Origin of the sequence: Nostoc sp. DedQUE08 (assembly GCF_034530895.1) — a bacterium.
GTDB lineage: Bacteria > Cyanobacteriota > Cyanobacteriia > Cyanobacteriales > Nostocaceae > Nostoc.
In genome coordinates, this window is the sequence record NZ_JAVRCD010000006.1 from 206,672 (window position 1) to 229,185 (window position 22,514).

The 22,514-nt window shown below is 42.8% G+C and carries 17 protein-coding genes and 2 pseudogenes; 12 read left to right on the forward strand and 7 right to left on the reverse strand.

Going from position 1 to position 22,514, the window contains the following annotated elements:
- Nucleotides 1–89: 89 nt before the first annotated feature.
- The 5 genes and pseudogenes from RMY64_RS06240 to RMY64_RS06260 form a co-directional block, all read right to left on the reverse strand.
- Nucleotides 90–329, reverse strand: coding sequence for a hypothetical protein (locus RMY64_RS06240; RefSeq protein WP_322699613.1), 240 nt, complete (start codon nucleotides 327–329; stop codon nucleotides 90–92).
- Between the two features lie 357 nt (nucleotides 330–686).
- Nucleotides 687–1,589 (reverse strand): phytanoyl-CoA dioxygenase family protein, encoded by a 903-nt coding sequence (locus RMY64_RS06245; RefSeq protein ID WP_322674610.1) that lies wholly within the window; start codon nucleotides 1,587–1,589, stop codon nucleotides 687–689.
- 357 nt (nucleotides 1,590–1,946) lie between these two features.
- On the reverse strand, nucleotides 1,947–2,237 hold the full coding sequence (locus RMY64_RS06250) for an HNH endonuclease (protein WP_322685823.1): 291 nt from the start codon (nucleotides 2,235–2,237) through the stop codon (nucleotides 1,947–1,949).
- A gap of 311 nt (nucleotides 2,238–2,548) precedes the next feature.
- A pseudogene (locus tag RMY64_RS06255) lies at nucleotides 2,549–2,740 on the reverse strand (hypothetical protein); the annotation flags it as partial.
- A gap of 440 nt (nucleotides 2,741–3,180) precedes the next feature.
- Nucleotides 3,181–4,077, reverse strand: coding sequence for an SDR family oxidoreductase (locus RMY64_RS06260; RefSeq protein WP_322689279.1), 897 nt, complete (start codon nucleotides 4,075–4,077; stop codon nucleotides 3,181–3,183).
- A 484-nt stretch (nucleotides 4,078–4,561) separates the two neighbouring features.
- On the opposite strand from RMY64_RS06260, the gene aroF reads away from it, so the two are divergent.
- From aroF to RMY64_RS06320, 12 genes are all read left to right on the forward strand, one after another.
- Entirely contained in the window at nucleotides 4,562–5,671 is a 1,110-nt protein-coding gene (gene aroF, locus RMY64_RS06265; protein ID WP_322685825.1) for a 3-deoxy-7-phosphoheptulonate synthase, read from the forward strand.
- 58 nt (nucleotides 5,672–5,729) lie between these two features.
- The gene (locus RMY64_RS06270) at nucleotides 5,730–7,427 is read left to right on the forward strand and encodes an aromatic amino acid ammonia-lyase (RefSeq protein ID WP_322674614.1); all 1,698 of its coding nucleotides are present in this window, start codon (nucleotides 5,730–5,732) and stop codon (nucleotides 7,425–7,427) included.
- A gap of 65 nt (nucleotides 7,428–7,492) precedes the next feature.
- Nucleotides 7,493–8,929 carry a cytochrome P450 gene (locus tag RMY64_RS06275; RefSeq protein ID WP_322699614.1) on the forward strand — a complete coding sequence of 479 codons (1,437 nt, stop codon included), beginning with the start codon at nucleotides 7,493–7,495 and terminating at the stop codon, nucleotides 8,927–8,929.
- A gap of 47 nt (nucleotides 8,930–8,976) precedes the next feature.
- A complete protein-coding gene (locus RMY64_RS06280; protein WP_322689283.1) occupies nucleotides 8,977–10,500 on the forward strand; it encodes a long-chain fatty acid--CoA ligase in 1,524 nt (507 codons plus the stop codon).
- Between the two features lie 132 nt (nucleotides 10,501–10,632).
- Nucleotides 10,633–12,486 carry a ScyA-related TPP-binding enzyme gene (locus tag RMY64_RS06285; RefSeq protein ID WP_322689284.1) on the forward strand — a complete coding sequence of 618 codons (1,854 nt, stop codon included), beginning with the start codon at nucleotides 10,633–10,635 and terminating at the stop codon, nucleotides 12,484–12,486.
- A 409-nt stretch (nucleotides 12,487–12,895) separates the two neighbouring features.
- Entirely contained in the window at nucleotides 12,896–14,041 is a 1,146-nt protein-coding gene (locus tag RMY64_RS06290; RefSeq protein WP_322699615.1) for a 3-oxoacyl-ACP synthase III family protein, read from the forward strand.
- Between the two features lie 175 nt (nucleotides 14,042–14,216).
- Nucleotides 14,217–14,870, forward strand: coding sequence for a PEP-CTERM sorting domain-containing protein (locus RMY64_RS06295; protein ID WP_322699616.1), 654 nt, complete (start codon nucleotides 14,217–14,219; stop codon nucleotides 14,868–14,870).
- 64 nt (nucleotides 14,871–14,934) lie between these two features.
- A complete protein-coding gene (locus tag RMY64_RS06300) occupies nucleotides 14,935–15,567 on the forward strand; it encodes a hypothetical protein (protein ID WP_322674620.1) in 633 nt (210 codons plus the stop codon).
- 393 nt (nucleotides 15,568–15,960) lie between these two features.
- On the forward strand, nucleotides 15,961–16,398 hold the full coding sequence (gene aroH, locus RMY64_RS06305) for a chorismate mutase (protein WP_322674621.1): 438 nt from the start codon (nucleotides 15,961–15,963) through the stop codon (nucleotides 16,396–16,398).
- 66 nt (nucleotides 16,399–16,464) lie between these two features.
- Nucleotides 16,465–17,700, forward strand: coding sequence for a bifunctional chorismate mutase/prephenate dehydrogenase (tyrA, locus tag RMY64_RS06310; RefSeq protein ID WP_322674622.1), 1,236 nt, complete (start codon nucleotides 16,465–16,467; stop codon nucleotides 17,698–17,700).
- A 119-nt stretch (nucleotides 17,701–17,819) separates the two neighbouring features.
- Nucleotides 17,820–19,553 (forward strand): multicopper oxidase family protein, encoded by a 1,734-nt coding sequence (locus tag RMY64_RS06315; protein ID WP_322699617.1) that lies wholly within the window; start codon nucleotides 17,820–17,822, stop codon nucleotides 19,551–19,553.
- A 102-nt stretch (nucleotides 19,554–19,655) separates the two neighbouring features.
- Complete coding sequence (locus RMY64_RS06320; protein ID WP_322699618.1) at nucleotides 19,656–20,210, forward strand: hypothetical protein; 555 nt, start codon at nucleotides 19,656–19,658, stop codon at nucleotides 20,208–20,210.
- Between the two features lie 261 nt (nucleotides 20,211–20,471).
- On the opposite strand, the pseudogene RMY64_RS06330 reads toward RMY64_RS06320, so the two are convergent.
- Nucleotides 20,472–20,631: pseudogene (locus RMY64_RS06330) on the reverse strand (transposase); the annotation flags it as partial.
- A gap of 44 nt (nucleotides 20,632–20,675) precedes the next feature.
- Complete coding sequence (locus RMY64_RS06335) at nucleotides 20,676–22,403, reverse strand: ShlB/FhaC/HecB family hemolysin secretion/activation protein (RefSeq protein ID WP_322699619.1); 1,728 nt, start codon at nucleotides 22,401–22,403, stop codon at nucleotides 20,676–20,678.
- Between the last annotated feature and the right edge of the window lie 111 nt (nucleotides 22,404–22,514).

Here is a 22,514-nt window from a genome sequence, read left to right on the forward strand (position 1 = left end):
TTAAACTATACAGCAATTCTTATTCTGAGAATTATTACTTGCTGTTTGCTCCCATCGAGAATAAGTTTGATGAAATAAGAGATTGATAACTAAACTTTAATTTTTGACTTCAAAACATTCAACACTTTTTCTTCCAACGCCGTCAAATAAGCCCGATTCAGCTTTCCTAACGACTCCAAAAACTTCTGTACCGATTCCTCCAGCCCACTAGAATACACCCGATTGATGCGTAGGCGTAGCCCGCCGCAGGCATCGCAATTACCAACGTCAGTGATGATAGCTCCAGCGATCGCAGTTAAGATTATGGGAATTCTCCACAATGGCTTCATGTTGCAACAATAATTGTTGCAATATTAAGAAATCACAATTTTAACCGCACTGAACATTTATTAGCGATTGTTTTTTCAACTTATGTAAATAGCTGAACATTGCTACAATCAAGGCATTTACGCGTCCGCAGCTTTTCACCTTCCCCCCACCCAGCCCCATCAGCCCGGAAATACACGTAATTTTTATATAGGACTCATATTTGATTGCGTGAAAAAAACTCAGTACAGCTTTATTCCTTCTTCCCAGTCCCCAGTCCCCAGTCCCCAGTCCACAGTCCCTAGTCCCTACGATTAATTCAGAAATCAAATCAGATTGCTATATGCTAACAATGTGTTTTAACCTGAACTGGGATGATGTTAAGACTCCCCCATGATGAGTCCCTCAATCGTATGCGCTTGTACGATAGGTTCTAGTTCATCGACGATTCGGCAGGCGAAGTGCTTTCGCTGTTCTGCGGGTATAGTTTTGTAATAAGCACGAGTGAACTGGAGATCGTGCCGCTTTGCGTTTTGGGCATCTGGAGCATCCACACCAAGCACTAGCGTCGGGCGGGATTTTTGGGATTGGTTGGCAGTACCCCGATGAATGGTCAGCGCTGACCGGACAGATATATCTCCACGCTTTGGGAGCTTCCTGACAGCACGCTCCTGGTATCGGTCGTAGAGAGATTTTGGCGGAAACATTTCGTGTTTGAAGCCGATTGGCCGATCCCACTGGGTACCGAGTGCTATCTCGAACGGCCCCATGTCCTCTTCGACATCCACGGTGGTTAAGTTGAAGGCAAGCGAGTTGAGCCTGCGTCCTGTCAGAGTGGCTTCGGGTGCGGGAAAGTCGCGGTGCCAGGGCTGATTCATGGAGCCAGTCAGAGGCACGTCAAACCCAATCTCTACGATTTTGTAGTCCTCTCCAAGGACTGCGGTTGACACTGCCACTACCCAAGGATGTGTGACCAGATCGAGAAATCCCCCGATCCTCTCCGGGTGAATCTCTACGTAGTATCGGTTGGGCCCGCGCCCCACTGCTCCTCCCGGACGCGCAAGCGCTTCAGAGAAGAGAACCTCAATATCCTCACCAAGGCGATCTGCCCAGGTCGGCTCGAATGCGCCTTTCAACCCAACGATCCCATCGCCGTAGAGTCCGCCCATGACGGCGGCAGTATCATACTGCTCAAAGAGCGCGGTTGGGGGAATCTCTTCTGTTTTTTGGGCTTGGACGGTATTCGTGTAATCAAAAATAACTTCGCGTGCGGCGGTATTCATCCTAATCCCCTTCTGAAAGAATTTTGAAAAAAGGACATAACAGGGGTCATTTTGGGCGAGATGATAGCAATATAGTTCTGCTGCCTAACTACAATAACCCCAAGAACTAATAATAAATTGGGGTAGAAGGTGCGTAATTGGGCTATAAAATCTAAATAAAAGGATTTTGGACGATAATATCCAAAAAATGCTCTAGTTTTTAACCGAAAAATTGTAAATAAAGTTAATAAATACTTTTGCTGTTGTCGTCATACATACGCAAGATTTATACTTTAGTGTCATTTTTAAGGTTTCTGTTTCTTTTCTATAGCTTCAGTGCATGTGATGTAACACAGAACACACTATCGACCTTACTTTTTAGCGATGGACTGAAACTCGCTTACCTGGGTCTTGTTTTTTTACCCAAACCAAGAATTTTTGCATTTGCGGCTCATTTTTGAGCTTGTCTAGTGTGTTGAGTTCAAGGGCCAGCAGCTTATTATCGAATAAAACATGAATCTGTCGATGGCAGGCAGAACAGATATTTGCTGTTGGGCCTGGGTCTTGTTTTTTGCGTTTGGTATTTTGTCGTGGAATTAAGTGATGGACAGTTAAATATTCCATCTCTCTTTGACACAGTTGGCATTGCTTGTGTTGATTATTTGGCACCTGATGAATGATAAAACTCTATCTAATATCATAGCGATTACTAAACTAGGGCTAATCGGCTCAACATAAAACTGCCCTGGAGTTATCCAGAGCAGTTTTTGATAGAAGTAAATTATATGGGAGACAATTAATCTTGTCCCCGGTTTATCCATAATAGATACTGTTATATAATACTATTCACCTCAAGTTTCGTGCTTTATGCAAAAAACGAATAATCTTCAAGTTGGCATTACAAAGATTAGAAGTCAGCATCAGCCAGCGTATCACAGATGGCATCCGCTTCTCTACTGTCCACCTCTGATTTTCCTCAACTGGGCTAGGACTTGCAGATAGGGAGCGATCGCACTTGGTGTCGGCTCACTCCCCAAAATTAACGCCGCAGCTTGCAGGGCTTTGGTATTGTTCATTGCACTGGCCAGATTACCCAAAGCGATACCCATCAACCTGAGACACTCAGTAACATTTTCTTTGGGTGGTTCATGTGCAAGCGATCGCAAATCAATCGCATCTGGAGATTTCTGAACATTTTTGAGCTTGGGATGACCAGCTAGCACTGCTCAACTTAAGGTAGCGCGTCAAGACTGTCCAAAATGCAGCGTCAGCATTCGATAGAATCCCTAAAACAAGTTTCCAAGCCACAAAACCAGCACCTAATGACTTAAAGGCATAAATGATTAAATGATTTAAGCAATTCCGGCAAACACAAAAATTGAGTCAAATCCTAGCGCTGAAGTAACGGACACAAAGAAGGGAAATGCGATGCCTGCGGCGGGCTGCGCCAACGCAATCATGCCTAGTACAATCATGACGATTGCGATGGTATACCCGCCATAAGCCGATGGCGATCGCAGTTAACCAACCAGAATTAATTTGAAGGTTTTCCCTATTTTCAAGATCGGTGACTCTTATAAAAGTTCTCCTAGAGTCGTTTCAACATTTTGAACTAGGCAATTCCGATGCCGCCTGTTACACCATAAACTTCTCCGGTGATGTAGCTGCCTTCTTGGGAAGCAAGCAACACATACACAGGAGCAATTTCCACAGGTTGCCCAGGTCTTCCGAGCGGAACTTCAGAACCAAATTTCTCGATCTTCTCCTGGGTCTGACCACCACTCGGCTGTAGCGGAGTCCAGAATGGACCGGGTGCGACTGCATTAACGCGCACTCCTTTCTCGATCATCTGTTTGGCGAGAGATTTGCTGAAATTCTCAATGCCGGCTTTGGTCATCGCATAGTCAAGCAGACTCGCTGAAGGTTGATATGCCTGAATCGAAGTGGTGTTAATAATTGATGCTCCGGGTTTAAGATGTGGAACGGCAGCTTTGGTAATCCAAAATAGCGCGTAGAGGTTTGTCTTCATCACTTTATCGAAATGCTCAGTCGTGATATCGCTAATTGATGGGTAAGATGTCTGTGCGCCAGCATTGTTCACCAGAATATCTAAACCGTTCAAAGATTGCACTGCATCTGTCACCAGCTTTTGGCAAAAATGCTCGTCGGTGATGTCACCCGGAAGCGCAACTGCTTTGCGCCCTGATTGTTCAATCAATTGGATGACTTCTTGAGCATCAGCCTCTTCGCTCTTAAGATAGCCGATCGCGACATCAGCACCTTCCCGCGCAAATGCGATCGCAACAGCACGCCCGATACCAGAATCGGCTCCGGTGACTAATGCCTTCCGACCTGCAAGTTTTCCACATCCAATGTAGCTCTGCTCACCGTGATCCGGTTGGGGCTGCATCTTTTGAGCAAGTCCTGGTACGGGCTGTGGTTGTTGAGGAAAGGGCGGAGCGGGATATTGCTGCCGGGGGTCTTGCATCTCTAATCGATCGGATTTCATCACTTAGTTGTTTTGATAGTTTTTGCAATTCAAGACTCAAGTATCAAGCATTAAGGAGAACGATTCCTCACCCTTTGAGCAGAATAATCTTCCAGAGTATGTAAGACTTAGGCGCGGGCTTGCTCGATGCGCTTGTATTGGGCTAGAGGTAACATCAACTGCTGGAAATCCCTTTCCTCCAACGAGTGAATCTGACCAATCATATCGGTTAGTTGACTCTACAAAGCACAAAAAGTCTTATTTTTCGGGTAAAAATTGCAGAAAAGCTGTCAATGCACTTTTGTGCATGTTCTAGGTGGAGAAACTGCACCTAAAGCAGCAGAAAAGGTTGCTGTGCTACATGAAGTTCTCAGATATTGTGTAAGTCATTGGCAACAGTAAAACTACTGAACGCCATTATTTCCTGGTTTTTAAGCTAAGTAATTACACAACTTCAGATTTGTACAAGTTAATTGCATACATATTTTAGAAGGATGTTGAAACGATGATTATTGTCATGAAATCCGGTTCTCCTCGACAAGAAATTGACTCATTGCTCACAGAACTTTCACGCTGGAATGTTGTCCCAGAAATCTCTGTAGGTAAACACAAAGTAGCTATTGGTTTAATTGGTGATACAGCAGAAATCGACGTGCGCCAAGTGCAAAATTTAAGCCCTTTTATTGAGCAAGTGCTACGGATAAAGAAGCCATTCAAACGCACTAGTTTAGAGTTTCGTCATGGTGAACCCAGTGAAGTAAAGGTGTTTACACCCTCTGAAACCATAACCTTTGGTCAAAACCATCCTGTAGTTGTAATTGCAGGCCCCTGTTCTGTAGAAAGCGAAGAAATGATTGTAGAAACTGCACTGCAAGTCAAAGCCGCAGGTGCAAAGTTTCTCAGAGGAGGTGCTTACAAACCCAGAACTTCACCTTATGCTTTCCAGGGACATGGAGAAAGTGCCTTGGACTGGTTAGCAACAGCTAAATCGGTTTCTGGCTTGGGCATTATTACCGAGGTAATGGATGCAGCTGAATTGGAAATAATTTCATCAGTTGCAGATATTTTGCAAATTGGCGCACGCAATATGCAAAACTTTTCTCTTTTGAAAAAAGTCGGTGCAACCAATAAACCTGTGTTCCTCAAACGTGGTTTGTCAGCCACTATTGAAGATTGGCTGATGTCAGCGGAGTATATTTTGGCAGCAGGAAATCCCAATGTGATTTTGTGCGAACGAGGCATTAGAACTTTTGATCGGGAATATACACGCAACACGTTAGATATATCTGCAATTCCGGTTTTGCGTAATTTGACTCACCTGCCAATTGCGATCGATCCTAGCCACGCTACTGGTAAATCGGAATTGGTGACATCAATGGCGCTGGCTGCGATCGCGGCTGGTTGTGATTCGCTAATGGTTGAGGTTCACCCTAACCCTCAAAAAGCCCTTTCAGATGGGCCTCAATCGCTCAATTTTCCTAACTTTGAGCAATTTATGAAAGAAATCACTCCTCTGGGCAAATTCTTTGGTCGCTGGCAAGAACCAAGATACACAAACAGTAAAGTCACTCAGTCGCAGACATCTTTAGTAAATTGGAAGATTGGGGTTCTTTAAGAATTGTTAGCTTGTCAGCCAAGATTGAAAACTTTAGTCACAACAAACTCTAGAAAACATGAATACAGTTAGCTTAAGTACAAACACTGGCCAGAAAACAGCTTTTTCTTTTGTCCCTAGTTCTGATGATGCTGTAGTCGTAGGCGATCGCAATCTCACTGTTGAAGAAGTAATTAGTGTAGCGCGTTATGGCAAACAGGTACGTTTAACTGACGATCCAGAAAAACTGGGTAATATTCAAGCATCCTGCGATTATATTCGTAATGCCGTTGAATCTGGTGAACCTATTTATGGGGTGACAACTGGTTTTGGTGGTATGGCAAACGTGGTAATTTCTCCTGAATCTGCGACTTTACTACAAAATAATTTGATGTGGTATCACAAAGTCGGTGCAGGTAAAAAAATACCTCTAGTTGATGTTCGGGCTGCCATGCTGCTACGTGTGAATTCTCACATTAGTGGTGCATCGGGGATTCGTTTAGAAATCCTCAAGCGGATGTTGATATTTCTGAATGCTGGTGTTACACCTCATGTCTGCGAATTTGGTTCCATTGGTGCTAGTGGTGATTTAACACCCTTAGCATATATTACCGGAGCATTGATTGGTTTAAATTCCAGTTACACCGTTGACTTTAACGGTGAAGAAATAAATGCCCTAACAGCACTCAAAAAGCTGAATTTAGAGCCATTGCACCTACTTCCTAAAGAAGGGTTAGCAATGATGAATGGTACTTCAGTCATGACAGGTATCGCCGCTAATTGCGTCTACGACACCAAAAATCTTTTAGGATTGTCAATGGCTGCCCACGCCTTAGCTATTCAAGGTTTAAATGGGACTAATCAATCATTTCACCCATTTATCCATAAACTCAAACCACATTCAGGACAAAAATGGGCTGCTAGCCAAATGCTCAACCTGTTAGAAGGTTCACAGTTAGTTAGAGACGAGTTAAATGGCGCTCACAACTATCGTGGCGAACATCCGATTCAAGATCGTTATTCACTGCGTTGTTTGCCTCAATATATGGGGCCAATTGTCGATGGTTTTGACCAAATTAAAAAACAAATTGAGGTAGAAATTAACTCTGTAACTGACAACCCACTTATCGATGTAGAAAACCAAGCAAGTTATCATGGCGGTAATTTCTTAGGGCAGTACATTGGTGTAGGCATGGATCAATTGCGTTATTACATCGGGTTGTTAGCTAAACACTTGGATGTCCAAATAGCGTACTTGGTTGCACCAGAATTTAACAATGGGCTATCTCCATCTTTAGTTGGTAACACAGATCGAGTTGTAAACATGGGATTGAAGGGATTGCAAATTACTGGCAACTCGATTATGCCTCTGTTAACCTTCTACGGAAATTCTATAGCCGATCGTTTTCCCACTCACGCAGAACAATATAACCAAAATATCAATAGTCAAGGTTTTGCTTCGGCAAATTTAGCACGTCAATCAGTAGAAATATTTCAACAGTATATAGCGATCGCTTTGATGTTTGGTGTGCAATCGGTTGATTTACGCACATACAAAACTGTTGGACATTATGATGCCCGCGTCACCCTCTCGCCAGCAACCAGAAATTTATATCTAGCAATCCGTGATGTCGTCGGACAAGCGCCTTCTGCCGACAGACCTTACATCTGGAATGACCACGAACAAGCCCTAGACGAACACATCGCCAAAATTGCCAGTGATATCGCCAATGGTGGACAGATTGTGCAAGCAGTTAAGGAGCTTTTGTTGACCTGAAACTCCTAAGTCTTAATCTGTTACGAACGGTGATGATTTTTTCTAATTAAATTGGAGAGAATACAATGATCAAACAAAGCATCTACCAAAATGCACGTAAAAAACCTCCTGGCCCACCTGGTTTTCCGATTATTGGTTGCTTTCCACAAATGTCAACAAATCCACTGCAATTCCTCACCAATGCAGCGCGTGAGTATGGTGGCGTTGTCCATCTGGGGTCAATCGGCCCGCAACAACTTTACTTGATTGCCGATCCCGATTCTATAAAATATGTCCTGCAAGAAAATCCTCAGAACTATACAAAAGGTGAAAATTTCCAGGACATAAAACTAGTAATTGGCGAAGGCTTGGTAATTAGCGAGGGTAACTCATGGCGTTCCCAGCGTCGCCTCATGCAACCATCTTTTCACCGCCAGCAAATCGCCGCGATGGTCAATGACATGACCCAGCTTACCGCCGAGATGGTAGAACGCTGGCAAAAAATTCCACCCCGTGCAACTCTCGATATCTCTGCGGAAATGCTCGTGCTGACACAGAAGATTCTTCTGAAGACGACTTTGAGTATCGATGCTGATAGTGACACCAGCGAACTAATTCAGGCTTGGAATATTATCTACAAGTTCCTTAGCGATCGCTTATGGGCTGTCATCAAGCCGCCTATTAGCTTCCCCACACCAAAAAACCGCCAGTTTACCCAAGCAATCAACACCCTCCGCACAGTTGCTAACAACATTATTCAGCAACGCAAACAAGGCAATCATACTACTCATGACATACTTTCAATGTTCATGAGTACTCAGGATGAATCTGGCAAAGGATTGAGCGATCGGCAATTACATGACCAGATAGTTGGACTCTTCTCGGCTGGATTTGAGACTTCAGCTGTAACACTTGGCTGGATCTGGTACCTGCTTTCCAAATATCCCACCGTGGAACGCAAGTTACAGGCAGAACTGGCTACGGTATTGGCTGGCAGAACCCCCACCTTCGAGGATTTGCCATACCTGAAATATACCAAAATGGTTGTCCAAGAGGCAATGCGACTTTATCCGGGTGCGTGGGTTTATGCCCGCAACAACTTGGGCAATGATTTGATTGGCGGCTATCATATCCCAGGTGGCTCGATGCTTTTATTCAGTCCCTTTGTGACGCACCGCCTCCCTGCTTTTTGGGATAATCCTGAAGGCTTTGATCCTGAACGATTCACACCAGAACGCTCTGTTGATCGTCCCCGTTATGCATACTTTCCTTTCGGCGGCGGCCAACGTCAATGCTTAGGTGACATCTTTGCATTAACAGAAATTCAGTTGATTGTGGCAATGGTGTGTCAACGTTTCCGCCTCAATCTACTGCCTGAACATCCAGTTGAGCCGCAGCCATTGCTAACTCTGCAAACTCAAAAAGGCATCATGATGACATTGCAGCCACGAACGGAACTTGATAACGTCAGTCAGCTAAATACTCAAAAGACATTATTAACACTGAATTCTTCTGAGCAATGACTGTCGAAGTAGACAAAGGTAATGAAGTTAAGTGAGTCTTTTTAGCCATGAATATTGCCCATCATATCGAGCGGGGTTATCAACTATATCCTGACAAAATTGCGCTGATATTTGAAGAGAAATCTTTTACTTACAAACAGCTTAACCAACTAGCAAATCGTCTAGCTAACAGTTTAAGTGGATTAGGAATTAAAAAAGGCGATCGCGTAGTTTTGTTTTTGCCAAATATTCCAGAATTTATCATTTCTTATCTTGGTATTCTCAAAATTGGTGCGGTTGTTGTCTCAGTCAACGTCATGCTGAAAAGCAATGAAGTTAGCTATATTCTCAACGATTGTGCTGCTAAGGCAATCATTACCACAGAGTCACTCGTTGAAAATGTACCAGAGGCAGATTTACCCGAACTGCAACACATTTTGATTGCAGAAGGTAGCGCCAAAAAGGGAATTACTTTAGCAAAACTGATGGAAAGTGCTTCTGGTAATGCAGATGCTATTGAAATAGATCGCCATACTCCTGCTAGCATTGTCTATACGTCGGGAACAACAGGTTTTCCTAAAGGAGCGACCCTTTCTCACGGCAACATAATTTCTAATATGTATTCGCAAAACCGTTGTTGTGGAATGCAATCAGATGACCGATTAGTACTTTACTTACCGTTATTTCATTGCTTTGGTCAAAATGCTATTCTCAATGCAGCATTAAACGTGTGTGCCACAATTATCCTGAAACGTCGATTTGATCTTGAGCAAATACTCAACGCGATCGCAACTCATCAAGTAACAATGTTCTTTGGTGTACCAACGGTATTTATTAATCTGTTAAATAGCGATTTATCTAGTTATAACCTCAATAGCGTGCGTTATTACTTTTCAGCAGCTGCACCGATGCCAATTGAAGTTGCACAAACTTGGCGAGATAAGTATGGAAAAGTCATCAATGAAGGATATGGTTTAACTGAAACATCACCATGTGCATCTTATAATCATGATTTGAAATACAAACTCGGTTCCATTGGCGCTCCCATCGAGAATGTAGAAATGAAGGTTATAGACACTAAGGGTAATCAGGTAGAGCTTGGTGAATTGGGTCAAATAGTAATTAAAGGGCCTAATGTCATGCTTGGTTATTGGAATCGTCCATTTGAAACTGCTGAAGTAATTAAAGATGGTTGGTTCCATACTGGTGACATTGGTCGGGTAGATGAAGACGGTTTTTTTTACATCGTTGACCGTTTGAAAGACATGATTAATATGTCTGGATTTAAGGTATATCCAACTGAAGTAGAAAATGTAATTTATCAACACTCGTCTGTTGCTGAAGTAGCTGTATATGGTGTAAATGATGATTATAAAGGTGAGATAGTTCACGCAAATATTATTTTGAAAGATGGTCACGTTATTAGCGAAGAACAAATCATCAAATTTTGCTCTGAAAGAATGGCAAAATACAAACTTCCCTGTAACATTAATTTTGTAGATTCTCTGCCAAAAAACCCAACTGGTAAAGTTCTAAAACGAGTTTTGCGCCAGCAATCAGGTTCTAAAAGGCTTTTAACAAATAAATCGTAGTTTGAGCTAACTACTCACTTCAAATAAAAGAAAATAGGGGAAACAGGTTTTTGATTTACCCTACATCAAAGAATTTTCCAAAAATACGCAAGTACGTAAAAAGTCAACAGAAAGTAACAAAAATTGGCAATCATGAATATTAAATCCATCAACAAAAGCACTAATTCTTCTCAAGCTTTGGGAACGAAAACTAGCCTCTCACCTAATCAAATCTCATTTGATTCAACTGGATCTTCTATTTTCTCGCCTGCATCACTGAATGAAAAATCTCCAGAGTCAGAATTAGCTCAACCTACAGTTGCAGAGGCTTTAATCGAGATCCTGGAAAATTTGGGAGTTGAGTATGGATTCGGTGTTTCAGGAGGCGGTATCGGGCCATTATGGGCAACATTAAACCGTAGCAGCATCCAATTGCTTCACTTTCGCCATGAATCAGGAGCAGCCTTCGCCGCGACTGAAACTTATTTTGCCAGCGATCGCCCCGTCGTGGTATTCACTACTACAGGCCCTGGGATCACTAACGCTCTGACTGGGCTTTTTGCGGCGCGAGGGGAAGGAGCAAAGGTAATTTTCTTGTCGGCTGCAACCTCAACTGCAAATCGCGGTCGGGGAGCTTGTCAAGAAACTAGCGCCCACACAATGCCCTTCTCAGGAATTTTTACTTCGGGCCCACTATTCAATTACGCAACTATATTAGAGTCTGGAGATCAACTGCCAGAAATTTCTCGCAGACTTGCCCAAGGTTTAGCCCAACCAGGCAGCTTTGTAGCCCATATTAGCGTTCCTACCCCAATCCAGACGACACCATTAAAAGCACAGTTACCTCAGCAAGGCTTTTCTCAATCTGTACCAACAGCTAGTGAAGAAGCGATCGCTAAATCTGTAAAACTATTATCTGAAGAATCCTTTGCCATCTGGGTTGGCTTTGGGGCGCGACACGCCGCCGAGGAAATCCGCCAGTTGGCACAAAAAACTGGGGCGGCGGTAATGACATCACCTCGCGCCAAAGGGATTTTTCCAGAACATCATCCCCAATTTATCGGTGTCACAGGTTTTAGCGGACATTTATCAGTCCTGACATATATGCAAGAGCAACGACCGCAACGCATATTAGTGTTGGGAACGCGCCTTGGTGAACCTACCTCATTTTGGAGTCCGGCGATGATTCCCAGTAATGGATTCATTCATGTTGATATCGATGCGCAAGTTCCAGGAGTAGCTTATCCATCAGTAGAGACTGTTGCTGTCCACTCAGAAATCAAAGCATTCCTCAAAGCGATATTAAAACACTTGCCAAAACGTCTTAATTGGTTTCCTAATTCCTCACTACCCCGTCCTGAAATTTACACCAATGCTCCCCGCAACAATGGCTTAGTGCGCCCCGAAGTTCTGATGGATGCAATTCAAGGGCTGATTATTGAGGGTAGCGATGCCTCAATCTTAGCTGAAGCGGGTAACTCCTTTGCTTGGGCAACTCACTTGTTGCGATTTAAGCAACCAGGTCGTTACCGGATTAGTACTGGTTTTGGCTCTATGGGTCATGCTACCACCGGGGTAGTAGGTACAGCATTAGGGCGAAAAGGTAAAGCCGTTGCAATTGTTGGCGACGGAGCAATGCTGATGAACAACGAAGTCAGCACGGCAGTGAGATTTGAGGTTCCATCTGTCTGGATTATCCTCAACGATGGACGTTACAATATGTGCGCCCAAGGAATGGCATTGCAGGGGTTAAGTGGCCAGGTTCCCATAGATACAGAAATACCGAGTACTGATTTTGCTGCGATCGCTAGAGCTATGGGAGCTGACGGTATCTGTGTTAATATTGAATCAGATTTGGAAGCGGCGCTACAAAAAGCACTTTTATCTACTGTTCCATTCATTGTTGATGTGAAAATTGACCCAACGCGACCCGCACCTATTGGAGGCCGCATTCAAAGTTTGATTAAGCAAGGAGCCATAGAAGCTAAAACGGTTATTGGTCATTAGTCATTGGTCATTAGTCGAATGGCACGCTTGTTAACGCCAAACCCATTACCTATAAGGCTTTTGGGTGTGGGGTGTGGCTGAGTGGGTGTAGTGAAGAAGGAAAATATTTATGTTCATACTCGATATTTTGTTTTCTTAATTTTCCCCTACACCCTACACCCTACCCCCAACACCCTGCCTACACGAGCTTTCAGCTTTACAAGCGTGCCATTCGGTCATTAGTCATTAGTACCAATGATTAATAACTATATAGCGTTTCCAAATCATACAAGGTATATCATAGCCCCCTCCCCGCAAGCGATGAGGGGGTTGGGGGTGGGGTTCTTTTACCTCACTCAACTGAGAATCGTATCAGTATTTTCCACTTTCATCGTGTAATACCAAAAACAAAATCAAAAGGATATTTGTCATGACAACATTAGAACCAGTAGGTATTCGTGCAGTTTCAGTTAACTTTCCTAGCATCATCCGCACAAACAATTACTACAGAGAGAATTTCCCAAAGATGGTTGCTGAGGCTGAACAAAAAACTCTAGCGAAATTGTTTGTACCCGACCAAGCCACAGTCACCAGTGATGATGATATCTGGTCACAAGAAGTAACACCATATATGTCAGACCCTTTCCGTGGTACTGTCGAACGAAGGGTCTTAGCTCCCGATGAGACTTCGCTCTCACTAGAGTATCGCGCCGCTCTCGATGCCCTCGAAGCCGCAAAGCTATCTCCTGAAGACATCGATCTCATGCTCGTTACTTCACTATTTCCAGAGCAAATCACACCTGGTAATGCTGCTTTTCTGGCTGGAAAATTGGGACTACAAGCTGCGGCGTGGAATATAGAATCAACTTGCACTTCAGTATTAGTTTCGCTTCAAACGGCCTGTTCTTTAGTGCAAACGGGACAGTATCAGAATGTGTTAGTGGTCGTCTCAACTACATATTCGCGCTATACTGACGAAAATGATACTTTAGCATTTTTATCAGGCGATGGTGCTGGAGCCTTTGTAGTTGGTAAACTGAAAGCAAACCAAGGTATTCTCGGTACGAAAATTGCCAATACTGCTGCTACCTGCGGTGCTTTCTATAATGAATTCACCACCGATGAACATGGCAACGTCAAAATGTTTATCCGAGGTGGCAAGGGTGCAAGCAAGATGTTTAACGAGACAACAGTGAAGTTTATTCGTCTATGTTGCCACGGTGCGATCGCTGATGCTGGACTCACCTTAGATCAAATCAACTTTTTTGTCTTTAATACACCCAGTGCTTGGTATTCACGAGTTTGCACCCGCGCTCTCGGTATTGAACCAGAGCGTACACTCAACATTAATCCCCTATATGCCAATATTGGGCCAACCTTTCCCGTTGCGAATCTCTACCATGCCGCCCATGCAGGTAAAATTCGTGAAAACGATCTAGTTCTCGTCTACACAATGGGTTCGTCATCTAATGCTGGTGGCTGTGTAATGCGCTGGGGCGATGTCGCGCTAGGCCCTGCTCCTGCTCCATCAGTCAGCTTTTCTCAACAAGAGGATAGAATTTTGATTCGTCAATAGGATTCTTGACTTTTATAGAGACGTGATTAATTGCGTCTCTACACTGCATACATCTAAACAGCAAAATACATACATCTTTGAAAGGAGTTTTGTGATGGAGATTACAGAGTCAACGGCACAAGTCCTGACCATCAGAAACTAATTGGGCAATCAATGTTTTTTAGAGGTAATAAAAATGGCTTTATTGAATAAATTATCGCTTTCGGCTATTTCAAGTGCAGCAGCGTTACTTGCGTCAGTAACATTAAACATAAATACTGCTGAAGCTGCCCTGTTTAAATTTACTTTCGAGGCCGAGGGAGCAAATGGTTACTTTATCTATGATGATTCAGCTAAGAAGCTAGAACCTCTCGGAGAGAACTTTCCTCTTGCTGAGTATGATGGCTCAGTGGAACAATATTCGATTAATGCAGGGGGTGTTGTTACCGAGGGAACAAAAGGATCGCAGCAAGATATACATGATGAGGCCAGAAATATTGTTTATCTTAGCCGTGCTGGTAATTTAGGCTACGATGGTGGCGTTGATGACTTTATTCTTTACGTTCCTCCGGCTGCCAGTGGGCGGCAATACGGTTTGTCAATTCGCTTTAGTTACCCAGAGGGAATCTTTTCAGATTCTGTTGCCATCCGCACGAGTGTATCTGACACCGCTAGACTCAGAGTTTACCCATACTGGGATTTCCCTAATACGACGGGAGACTACACATTTCAAGGAACTGTTAAAACAAAAATTGAACAGATTCCTGAACCTGCATCAGTGTCTGCATTACTGGGAGTAAGTGCTTGGTTTATTTTCCGTCGTCAGCGCCGACAACTATTATCTGCATAAGATTAGTTCACCGAGCTATTAAAAAATTTAATTTGGCAATCAATCTTTTTTAAAGGTAAGAGAAATGGCTCTATTTGATAAATTCTCACTTCCTGTTATTTCAAGTGCAGCAGCATTCCTCGTATCGATAATATTAAATATAGACACTGCTCAAGCAGCTTTGTATCGATTCAGCTTTGAAGGTGAGGGAGTGAACGGTTACTTTACTTACGATGACACTACCATAGGAACTCCAGATTCACCGAAGTCTACCCTATATTTTGAAGGGGGATATGATTATAAATTTGATTTGGGGGAGAAGGGAGTTTTTCAAGGAACCGTTGGCAATCCGATTGTTTTTTTACCCCGTCAAGAAGATGGTCTTACATCACCTGATACCGACGATTTTATTTGGGAAGTACGCGCTTCTCAACGGCAGCCAGCGTCTGAGTTTGCTTTGCTGAACTATTTTCATTATCCAAAGGGTACATTTGGGGAATCTACCGCCATCCGAACAACAGTTCCAAGTACTGCAATTCTTGATGTCTATCCAAATGCGGACTTTCCTAATTCAATAGGCAATCTACTGTATACAGGAACTGTCCAAACCCGAATTGAAAGGGTTTTTGAACCTGGATTGTTGCCTGCATTATTAGGGGTAGGCGCTTACTTTATCTTCTGTCGTCGTCAGCGCCAAGGAAAACTAATTGATATCTAAGACTGACGCTGGTTTAGTTAACTTTTAGCCCAATCTAGATTGCTCCTCTTTCATCACCTTTGGTTAAACTTTCTATTGTTAAACAATCGTTATATCTAAAGAATGAAAGAGGGTTACAAATAGTTTTATTGTTTTTTAACTCTTTAATCTCAATAATCTCTCTAGAATTTTTTCAGAATATATCATCTAGACCTGATATATATCGCATCAAAACTATAATAGGCGATCGCACTCTTCAAAGCAGCACATAGCTATTGGTATTAAGAAATAGCAAATATCAATAAAAATTAGACTAAAAATCCGAAAAAAAGCTCCAATTATTTTGGGTTGAAAGAGTAGCTAACTAAAACTTTGTGTTGAGACAAAAATTAAGTCTTTAAGGGTTAAATCAACATGGATAAGTTCACATTGCTTACACATACATACCAACAAAATCACATATCAGCGTCACTTGGAGAATGGCAGGTGCGAGGACTCCGGGGTGCAACTACAGTTAGCCAAAACTCAGCACAAGCGATCGCTGAGGCTGTAGATGAGTTATTGAATGCTTTAGAAGCAAACAATCCTTTAGATCCTGCTGAAATCGTTAGTGTCACCTTTTCAGCAACTCCTGATTTAAATGCAATGTTTCCAGCAGCGGTGGCGCGTCAACGTCCAGGTTGGGATCGAGTTCCTCTATTGGATGTCCAGCAAATGCAGGTAAACGGTAGCCTGAAATGCTGTATTCGGGTGCTAATTCACTTTAATACCCCTATGGCTCAAAATGCATTACGCCCGATCTATTTGCGTGGCGCTGCACAGTTACGCCCAGATATAGCGAGATGCAGTTAAGCGTAAGCGTAGACTGTCGCAGACATCGCTATCTCTGAAAAAATAATCATCTATTGAAGAGGTCTTATGCTTCCAGAAAAGCTGAAACAAATTGACCAACAACTGATTGATTTACTAGGTAAAAGAATTGCAGTTTTAGCTGAATCACAATCTATATCTTTAGAAGAACAAATTACTAATTTTGCATTCTCCTTAGTGCAGGCTGGTGTTCCAGAGTCAATGTGGAAAAACCTGGTTACAGGTTGTACCTCTGCTGCTAATGCATTTTCGCCTCCAGCAAATACCAAACCACGACGGGTTACTCTAGTTGGTGGACGCGGTATGATGGGGTACTTTTTTCAGCAGAAATTATCAGCCACCGGCCACTACATCAGTATTCTCGACCAGGGGGACTGGGAACAAGCAGAATCACTACTAAAAAAAGCAGATTTAGTTTTAGTTTGTGTTCCTATTGAATATACAATAGATGTGATACATAAACTTGCTAAATACCTCTCTCCAACTACTGCTTTAGCTGATATTGCTAGTATTAAAACTCCAATATTACAGACTATGCTTGAGCAGCATAGTGGGCCTGTAATGAGCTTACATCCAATGTTTGGCCCAGGGATAAAATCCTTCTTGTGCCAAAAGGTGGTAGTCTGTTCTGGTCGTGGAGACGATGCATTTCAATGGCTTTTGGATTTAATTGAACATGATGGTGGTAAACTGATTGTGTCAACACCAGAAGAACACGATGAAATGATGATTGCTGTTCAAGCAATCCGTAATTTTACAACGTTTAGTCTTGGTGTTTTCCTAGCAGAACAAAACATTGACATCCATCGTAGCTTAGATTTTTCTAGCCCAGTTTTTCGTCTAGAAATGGACATAGTTGGCCGCTTGTTCAGTCAGTCTGCACCTCTGGTAGTAGATATTATGCTTGCGACATCAGAGCGTCGAGAAGCTATTGGGCAGCTAGCGATCGCTTATAATCGGTTGGCGCAATTAGTTATTCAAAACGATCGAGATAGTTTAATTCAGGAGTTCAAAGCAACCCATAGCTTTTTGGCAGAAGAAATGCACTCTGCTGTAGAAGAAAGTACTTATGTAATTGACTCCTTGAGTACACTCTTAGCAGCTAAAGATGTCGAACAAAAACAACTATGTTTTAGTAAACATACGATGCCTTCTCTACGAGAGGCTTCTCTTTCAGAGACGCTAACGCGAACGCCAACGGCGGGCGTAGCGATCGCTAATCAACCTATAGCACCACGAGCCGAGGTTCTTTCTCATGGAAGAACTATTGAATCCAAAGGGTAGAGCGCATTCGCGCAGCGTCTCGTAAGAGTTGGACACAAAGAAATCAGAGTTTCAAAGAGTTCTTGCGTAAGTCCAATTCCTTGTAGACTCAATGCTAATTTTTACAACCAAAATCAAAAATGTTAACTAGAAAGCAATTTTTAACGATGAGTGCAGGTTTAGGAGCCGGAGTTCTGCTCCCCGAACTACTTAAAGGAAAGAGAACCTATGCAGCCTCGCCCTCACTTTCAAAATTTACCGAGTCTCTGCCCATTTCATACCCAATTTCACCGCCTAGTACCTTAGATATTGCACCAGGTACACACTCGTTCCATAGCAGCTTAGGATCTTCTACCACCTGGGGTTACGGCGGATTGTCTTATCTTGGCCCCACTTTCGAGGTAGCAAGGGGAACGCCTGTTAGGATTCAGGCATTCAATAAACTTGGCACTCATCCATTAGCTGGGTCAGTAGATACAAACTTGCATGGTGTCAATGCATCCGACATAACTAATCCCCGAACAATTATACACTTACACGGCAGCAATACCGAACCTGAGAGCGACGGTTATCCAGAAGATACATATCTGCCTGGACAGAGCAATGTGTACAACTACAACAACAATCAAGAGGCAGGAACACTCTGGTATCATGACCATTCCCTTGGCATGACCGCTTTGAACCTCCAAGCCGGTTTAGCTGGAATGTATCTGATTAGGGATGATGACGATCCCATTGGTGGCAATGGCCCCCTTGGTATCCCTGCTGGAGCGCCTTATGAAATACCGTTGGTGCTGCAAGATCATTCCTTCGATTCCAATGGTTCGATGTCCTTTCCAGCGACATGGAAAACTGAGTTTTACGCTGATGTTGCTGTCGTCAACGGCAAGGTTTGGCCAAACCTCAATGTTGACCGAACTTTGTACCGCTTCCGCATCGTCAACGCCTCAAACTCCCGATTCTTCAGATTAAAGCTGTCGTCAAATCAGCAACTAATTCAAATTGGCAGTGACGGAGGATTCCTAAACGCTCCAGTATATTTGTCTAAGCTACTGCTAGGGCCTGGTGAACGAGCAGACGTACTCATCGATTTTTCTCAAAGCCTGCCAGGAGACAAGATTGTATTGCAAAACGACGCTGCTGCACCGTATCCCAAAGGTTTAGCTACGGTAATTGCTCAGGGTTTCTTTAAAATGCCAGAAGTTATGCAGTTTACAGTGAATCAGGGTGCTGCCGTTCCTAAAGCTATTCCCACAAGGCTGCGAGTAAACAATCCATTAATCACAAAAATTGCTACGAAACCAGTCAAAGAGCGCAACCTGGTTCTAATAGATATTTTGGACTCTAATTTTAAAGTCTTAGCCATGATACTCAACGCCGTTTACTGGCATGAGGCAGCCAACCACCCAGAATTGAGAGAGCAACCACAAGTAGACACAGTAGAGCAGTGGAACTTTATCAATCTTCAGCCATATGCCCACACAATGCACCTGCATCTAGTACCATTTCAAATCCTCAACCGACAATCAATCAATGATACTGCGTATTCAGCAGCATACAGGGCTACTGGGCCGCGTAAAGTACTCATGCACAACGCACCTGGTGGGGATACAGTCCCATACGGTTATCCACCACTCGACCCTACTCCCTATTTAAAAGGTTCAGCAAAACCGCCAGCAGCGAACGAGGCTGGTTGGAAAGATACTGTAGTAGTCAATCCGTTTGAGGTGGTTCGTGTGATAGTTCCTTTTGGTGCTAAAGCCGCAGCAAATTTACCTTTTGGCAATTCATTCACTGGACGATTTGTGTGGCACTGCCACATGCTGAATCACGAGGATAACGACATGATGCTACCTTTTGACGTTCTACCGTAGCTTCGTATGTGTTGAGAAGAGAATCAAAGATGGGGTTCTTTAAGAATAAGTCATTAACCAAAGACGATCTTAATAGTGATTTGAAATAAAAAGAAAAATAGAATGAATTTTGACAAAAAACTTGCAGTTACTTTTACTGGTACGATCTGTTTTCTAACGGCTATGATGCCTCCTGTTTCGGCTGCCATGTTTAATTTTTACTACTCTGGTACAAGTGTACTGAACCCAAATGACAATGTTATAGCCAGTGGAACATTAACAACTAGCCCTTACCATTCCGCCACAAATAGTTATGAGATTATAGATATTACAGGCACTAGAAATAGCGATCCAATAGAATCTTTATTACCTCCAGGTTCATTTCTTGACAATGACAATCTCTTACTAGTTGATTCTCCAGCATTGAGTGAATTTGGATTTGCTTTCACCGCAGGAAAAGTGTCATATAATGTTTTTAACACTTATGACTATTTAGAAGTTGGATATCAAGGTTCCTATACAGGTTATCCCCTCAGTTCTTTTTCTATAACACCTATACCTGAGTCTTCTTTAATATTGGGAATACTAAGTGTAACTGTTTTAGTAGCTATCAACAAAATAAACGGTAGGCTCGTTCTTAAAAAACTCAATCATTCCAATGGAGACATTGCTAATTAACAGATATTTTTAAAAGTTGATCGTCGGTAATCCTCGCCATATAAGAACGTTTTATGGGGTAGTAGAACTACAGCTAAAAATTCGGCGATGTCAAAATCAGTCATGTCTGCGGTACAAAAAAGCATATCGACCAGAGCAAGAAGGGTCACTCGCTCTACCACAAAACGAATTTGGTTTGGATGTGATTGCTTATATAGGAGCGTCTACGACGGGCTACGCCTACGCAACGGTGGACTGCTCATCTTTGCCTAATTCTGTTCATAGTTGTTGGCGAACTTGGTCGTGCATTTGTTGCCAGATGCCAAAGCGATCGCCATTTCTGAAAATAGCCATACACAGTGGTGTAGGGTGGAAGATCGTGGGGTAGCATTTCCCATTGGCATCCGGTTCTTTGCATATAAAATATGGCATTGATAATTTGGCATAACAAGTACTGAAGAACCATATATGCAAACTGCTGTAATATTAAAACGGCTGATAGCGCACTGAAAAACTAAAGCCATTATCTTGCAGGGAAGTACCGCGATCGCTTGTGCCTATAAATGGTATACCATAGTCTGCACGCAATACCAAACCGTTAAAAGGTTGCCAATTTAAGCCCAAACCCAGGCTAGCAATGGTTTGTGGGTCAGGATTGCTAGCGCGATTGTTCCAAGTTGTGCCGATGTCAAAAAAGGGTATTAGCTGTAAAGTTTGCACATTTGATGTTAGGGGAATACGAACTTCCACACCTCCAACTACCCCATTGTCAGCAACAAGTTGATTTTGACTATAACCGCGCACTGTATCAACTCCGCCAATGCTGATTTTTTCCAGCGAAAGTAAGGAATCAGGAGTAAGTTGAGTGTTAACTTTGGCCAACATCAAAATGCGGGGAGATAGCCGTTGCACCCATTGAAATTGTCCTACCCAGGAGAAAAAACGCCCATCAGTACCACTATTGTTGATAGTTGCGTCAATTGCATCGATGCCAAAACTAAATTGCGATCGCGCCGCTAAAACACTGTTAGCATTACGTTGTAACCAATCTTGAGCAAAGCGGATTACCGTAACTCTTGATTGCCCATCTTCAGGCCCTTCAGTAAACGAGAAGGGGATATCATTGAGTATATAAGTTTGACTGCGCCGTAAATCGAATGCTAACGATAGAGCAAATTCATTGTTTGGTGTGTGGGTTAGCGGTTGACGGACGTTAAAAGAAAGGGTTTCGGCTTGGCTGCGGATATTTAAGTCACGAAATTCGCTTTCAATAATCCGGCTAGTACTGTTGCTATAGCGGACACCAATAGTTCCATCTAGGGCGTTAAAGGGAATAGAATAACTGATATCATAAATGTCTAAACCTTCACTACCAGCATATTCAGCATTGAATTTATCCCCAAACCCTAAAAAATTATCGTGAGCAATAAAAACACTTCCTTGTTCTGAACCAACGCTAGGTGATTGGTTATTGGCAAAGTTCACCCCAAGGTGGAATGGTGGCGATTCAGTAATTGTCACCTGTAAAATATTGCTAGCTGGGGTGCTACCTGCGGTTAACTCGGCATTGACTCGCTCAATCACGGGGTCAAGTTGTAATAATTGCAGCGCTTGTTCTAGGCTTTTTTGATTTAAAGGCTTATTTGTAAAGCGTTTAATCCGGGAACGCACGTATGAAGTTTGTAATCTTTGCAATCCTAAAATGGAAATTCCTTCGAGTTCGCCTTCCACAACTTGGATTTGCACAACACCGCTAGCGATATTTTGATTGTTGGGAATAAATGCACCACTGGTGATATAGCCCTTTTTAACATAGAGTTCAGTGATTTGCGATCGCAGTTGCAATAACTGCTCAAATGTGATGTTTTTATTTTCTAAGGGCTGTTTTAATTTGATGATTTCATCTTTTAAAACAGAATAGCCTGTGACTTGAATTTCTTTGACAAAAAAACTTTCACCGCTAGGAAAGATGTTATCAGGTAGATTTTCCTGTGGGGGTGATGGGAGTATGGGAACAGTTGGTGTCGCTGGTGTGGGTGGAAGTGTTGGTGTCGGTGATGGTTGGGGTAGAGTTTCTTCAACTTTCCCTGGTGTATCGGGGGGAATTGTTACTCCAGATGGGGGTGTCGATTGTGCAAATACTGGGAGTGGAGTAATGCTAATGCAGGTAAGTAATATGAAAAAAAGCTTTGAAAAACGAAAGTATGAACTCATTGTTTATTTATGATTTGAAAGGGCGATCGTTTGTCATTGATAAGGTTTTTAGATATACTTACATTCCGTAACATACTTCTTTTTATTTCCACCAATTGAATTAGCGATCGC

Excerpts from the sequence above, each read along its gene's own strand:
- RMY64_RS06240 (WP_322699613.1), bottom strand. The coding sequence starts at position 329 with ATGAAGCCATTGTGGAGAATTCCCATAATCTTAACTGCGATCGCTGGA.
- RMY64_RS06245 (WP_322674610.1), bottom strand. The coding sequence starts at position 1,589 with ATGAATACCGCCGCACGCGAAGTTATTTTTGATTACACGAATACCGTC.
- RMY64_RS06260 (WP_322689279.1), bottom strand. The coding sequence starts at position 4,077 with ATGAAATCCGATCGATTAGAGATGCAAGACCCCCGGCAGCAATATCCC.
- aroF (WP_322685825.1), top strand. The coding sequence starts at position 4,562 with ATGATTATTGTCATGAAATCCGGTTCTCCTCGACAAGAAATTGACTCA.
- RMY64_RS06270 (WP_322674614.1), top strand. The coding sequence starts at position 5,730 with ATGAATACAGTTAGCTTAAGTACAAACACTGGCCAGAAAACAGCTTTT.
- RMY64_RS06275 (WP_322699614.1), top strand. The coding sequence starts at position 7,493 with ATGATCAAACAAAGCATCTACCAAAATGCACGTAAAAAACCTCCTGGC.
- RMY64_RS06280 (WP_322689283.1), top strand. The coding sequence starts at position 8,977 with ATGAATATTGCCCATCATATCGAGCGGGGTTATCAACTATATCCTGAC.
- RMY64_RS06285 (WP_322689284.1), top strand. The coding sequence starts at position 10,633 with ATGAATATTAAATCCATCAACAAAAGCACTAATTCTTCTCAAGCTTTG.
- RMY64_RS06290 (WP_322699615.1), top strand. The coding sequence starts at position 12,896 with ATGACAACATTAGAACCAGTAGGTATTCGTGCAGTTTCAGTTAACTTT.
- RMY64_RS06295 (WP_322699616.1), top strand. The coding sequence starts at position 14,217 with ATGGCTTTATTGAATAAATTATCGCTTTCGGCTATTTCAAGTGCAGCA.
- RMY64_RS06300 (WP_322674620.1), top strand. The coding sequence starts at position 14,935 with ATGGCTCTATTTGATAAATTCTCACTTCCTGTTATTTCAAGTGCAGCA.
- aroH (WP_322674621.1), top strand. The coding sequence starts at position 15,961 with ATGGATAAGTTCACATTGCTTACACATACATACCAACAAAATCACATA.
- tyrA (WP_322674622.1), top strand. The coding sequence starts at position 16,465 with ATGCTTCCAGAAAAGCTGAAACAAATTGACCAACAACTGATTGATTTA.
- RMY64_RS06315 (WP_322699617.1), top strand. The coding sequence starts at position 17,820 with ATGTTAACTAGAAAGCAATTTTTAACGATGAGTGCAGGTTTAGGAGCC.
- RMY64_RS06320 (WP_322699618.1), top strand. The coding sequence starts at position 19,656 with ATGAATTTTGACAAAAAACTTGCAGTTACTTTTACTGGTACGATCTGT.
- RMY64_RS06335 (WP_322699619.1), bottom strand. The coding sequence starts at position 22,403 with ATGAGTTCATACTTTCGTTTTTCAAAGCTTTTTTTCATATTACTTACC.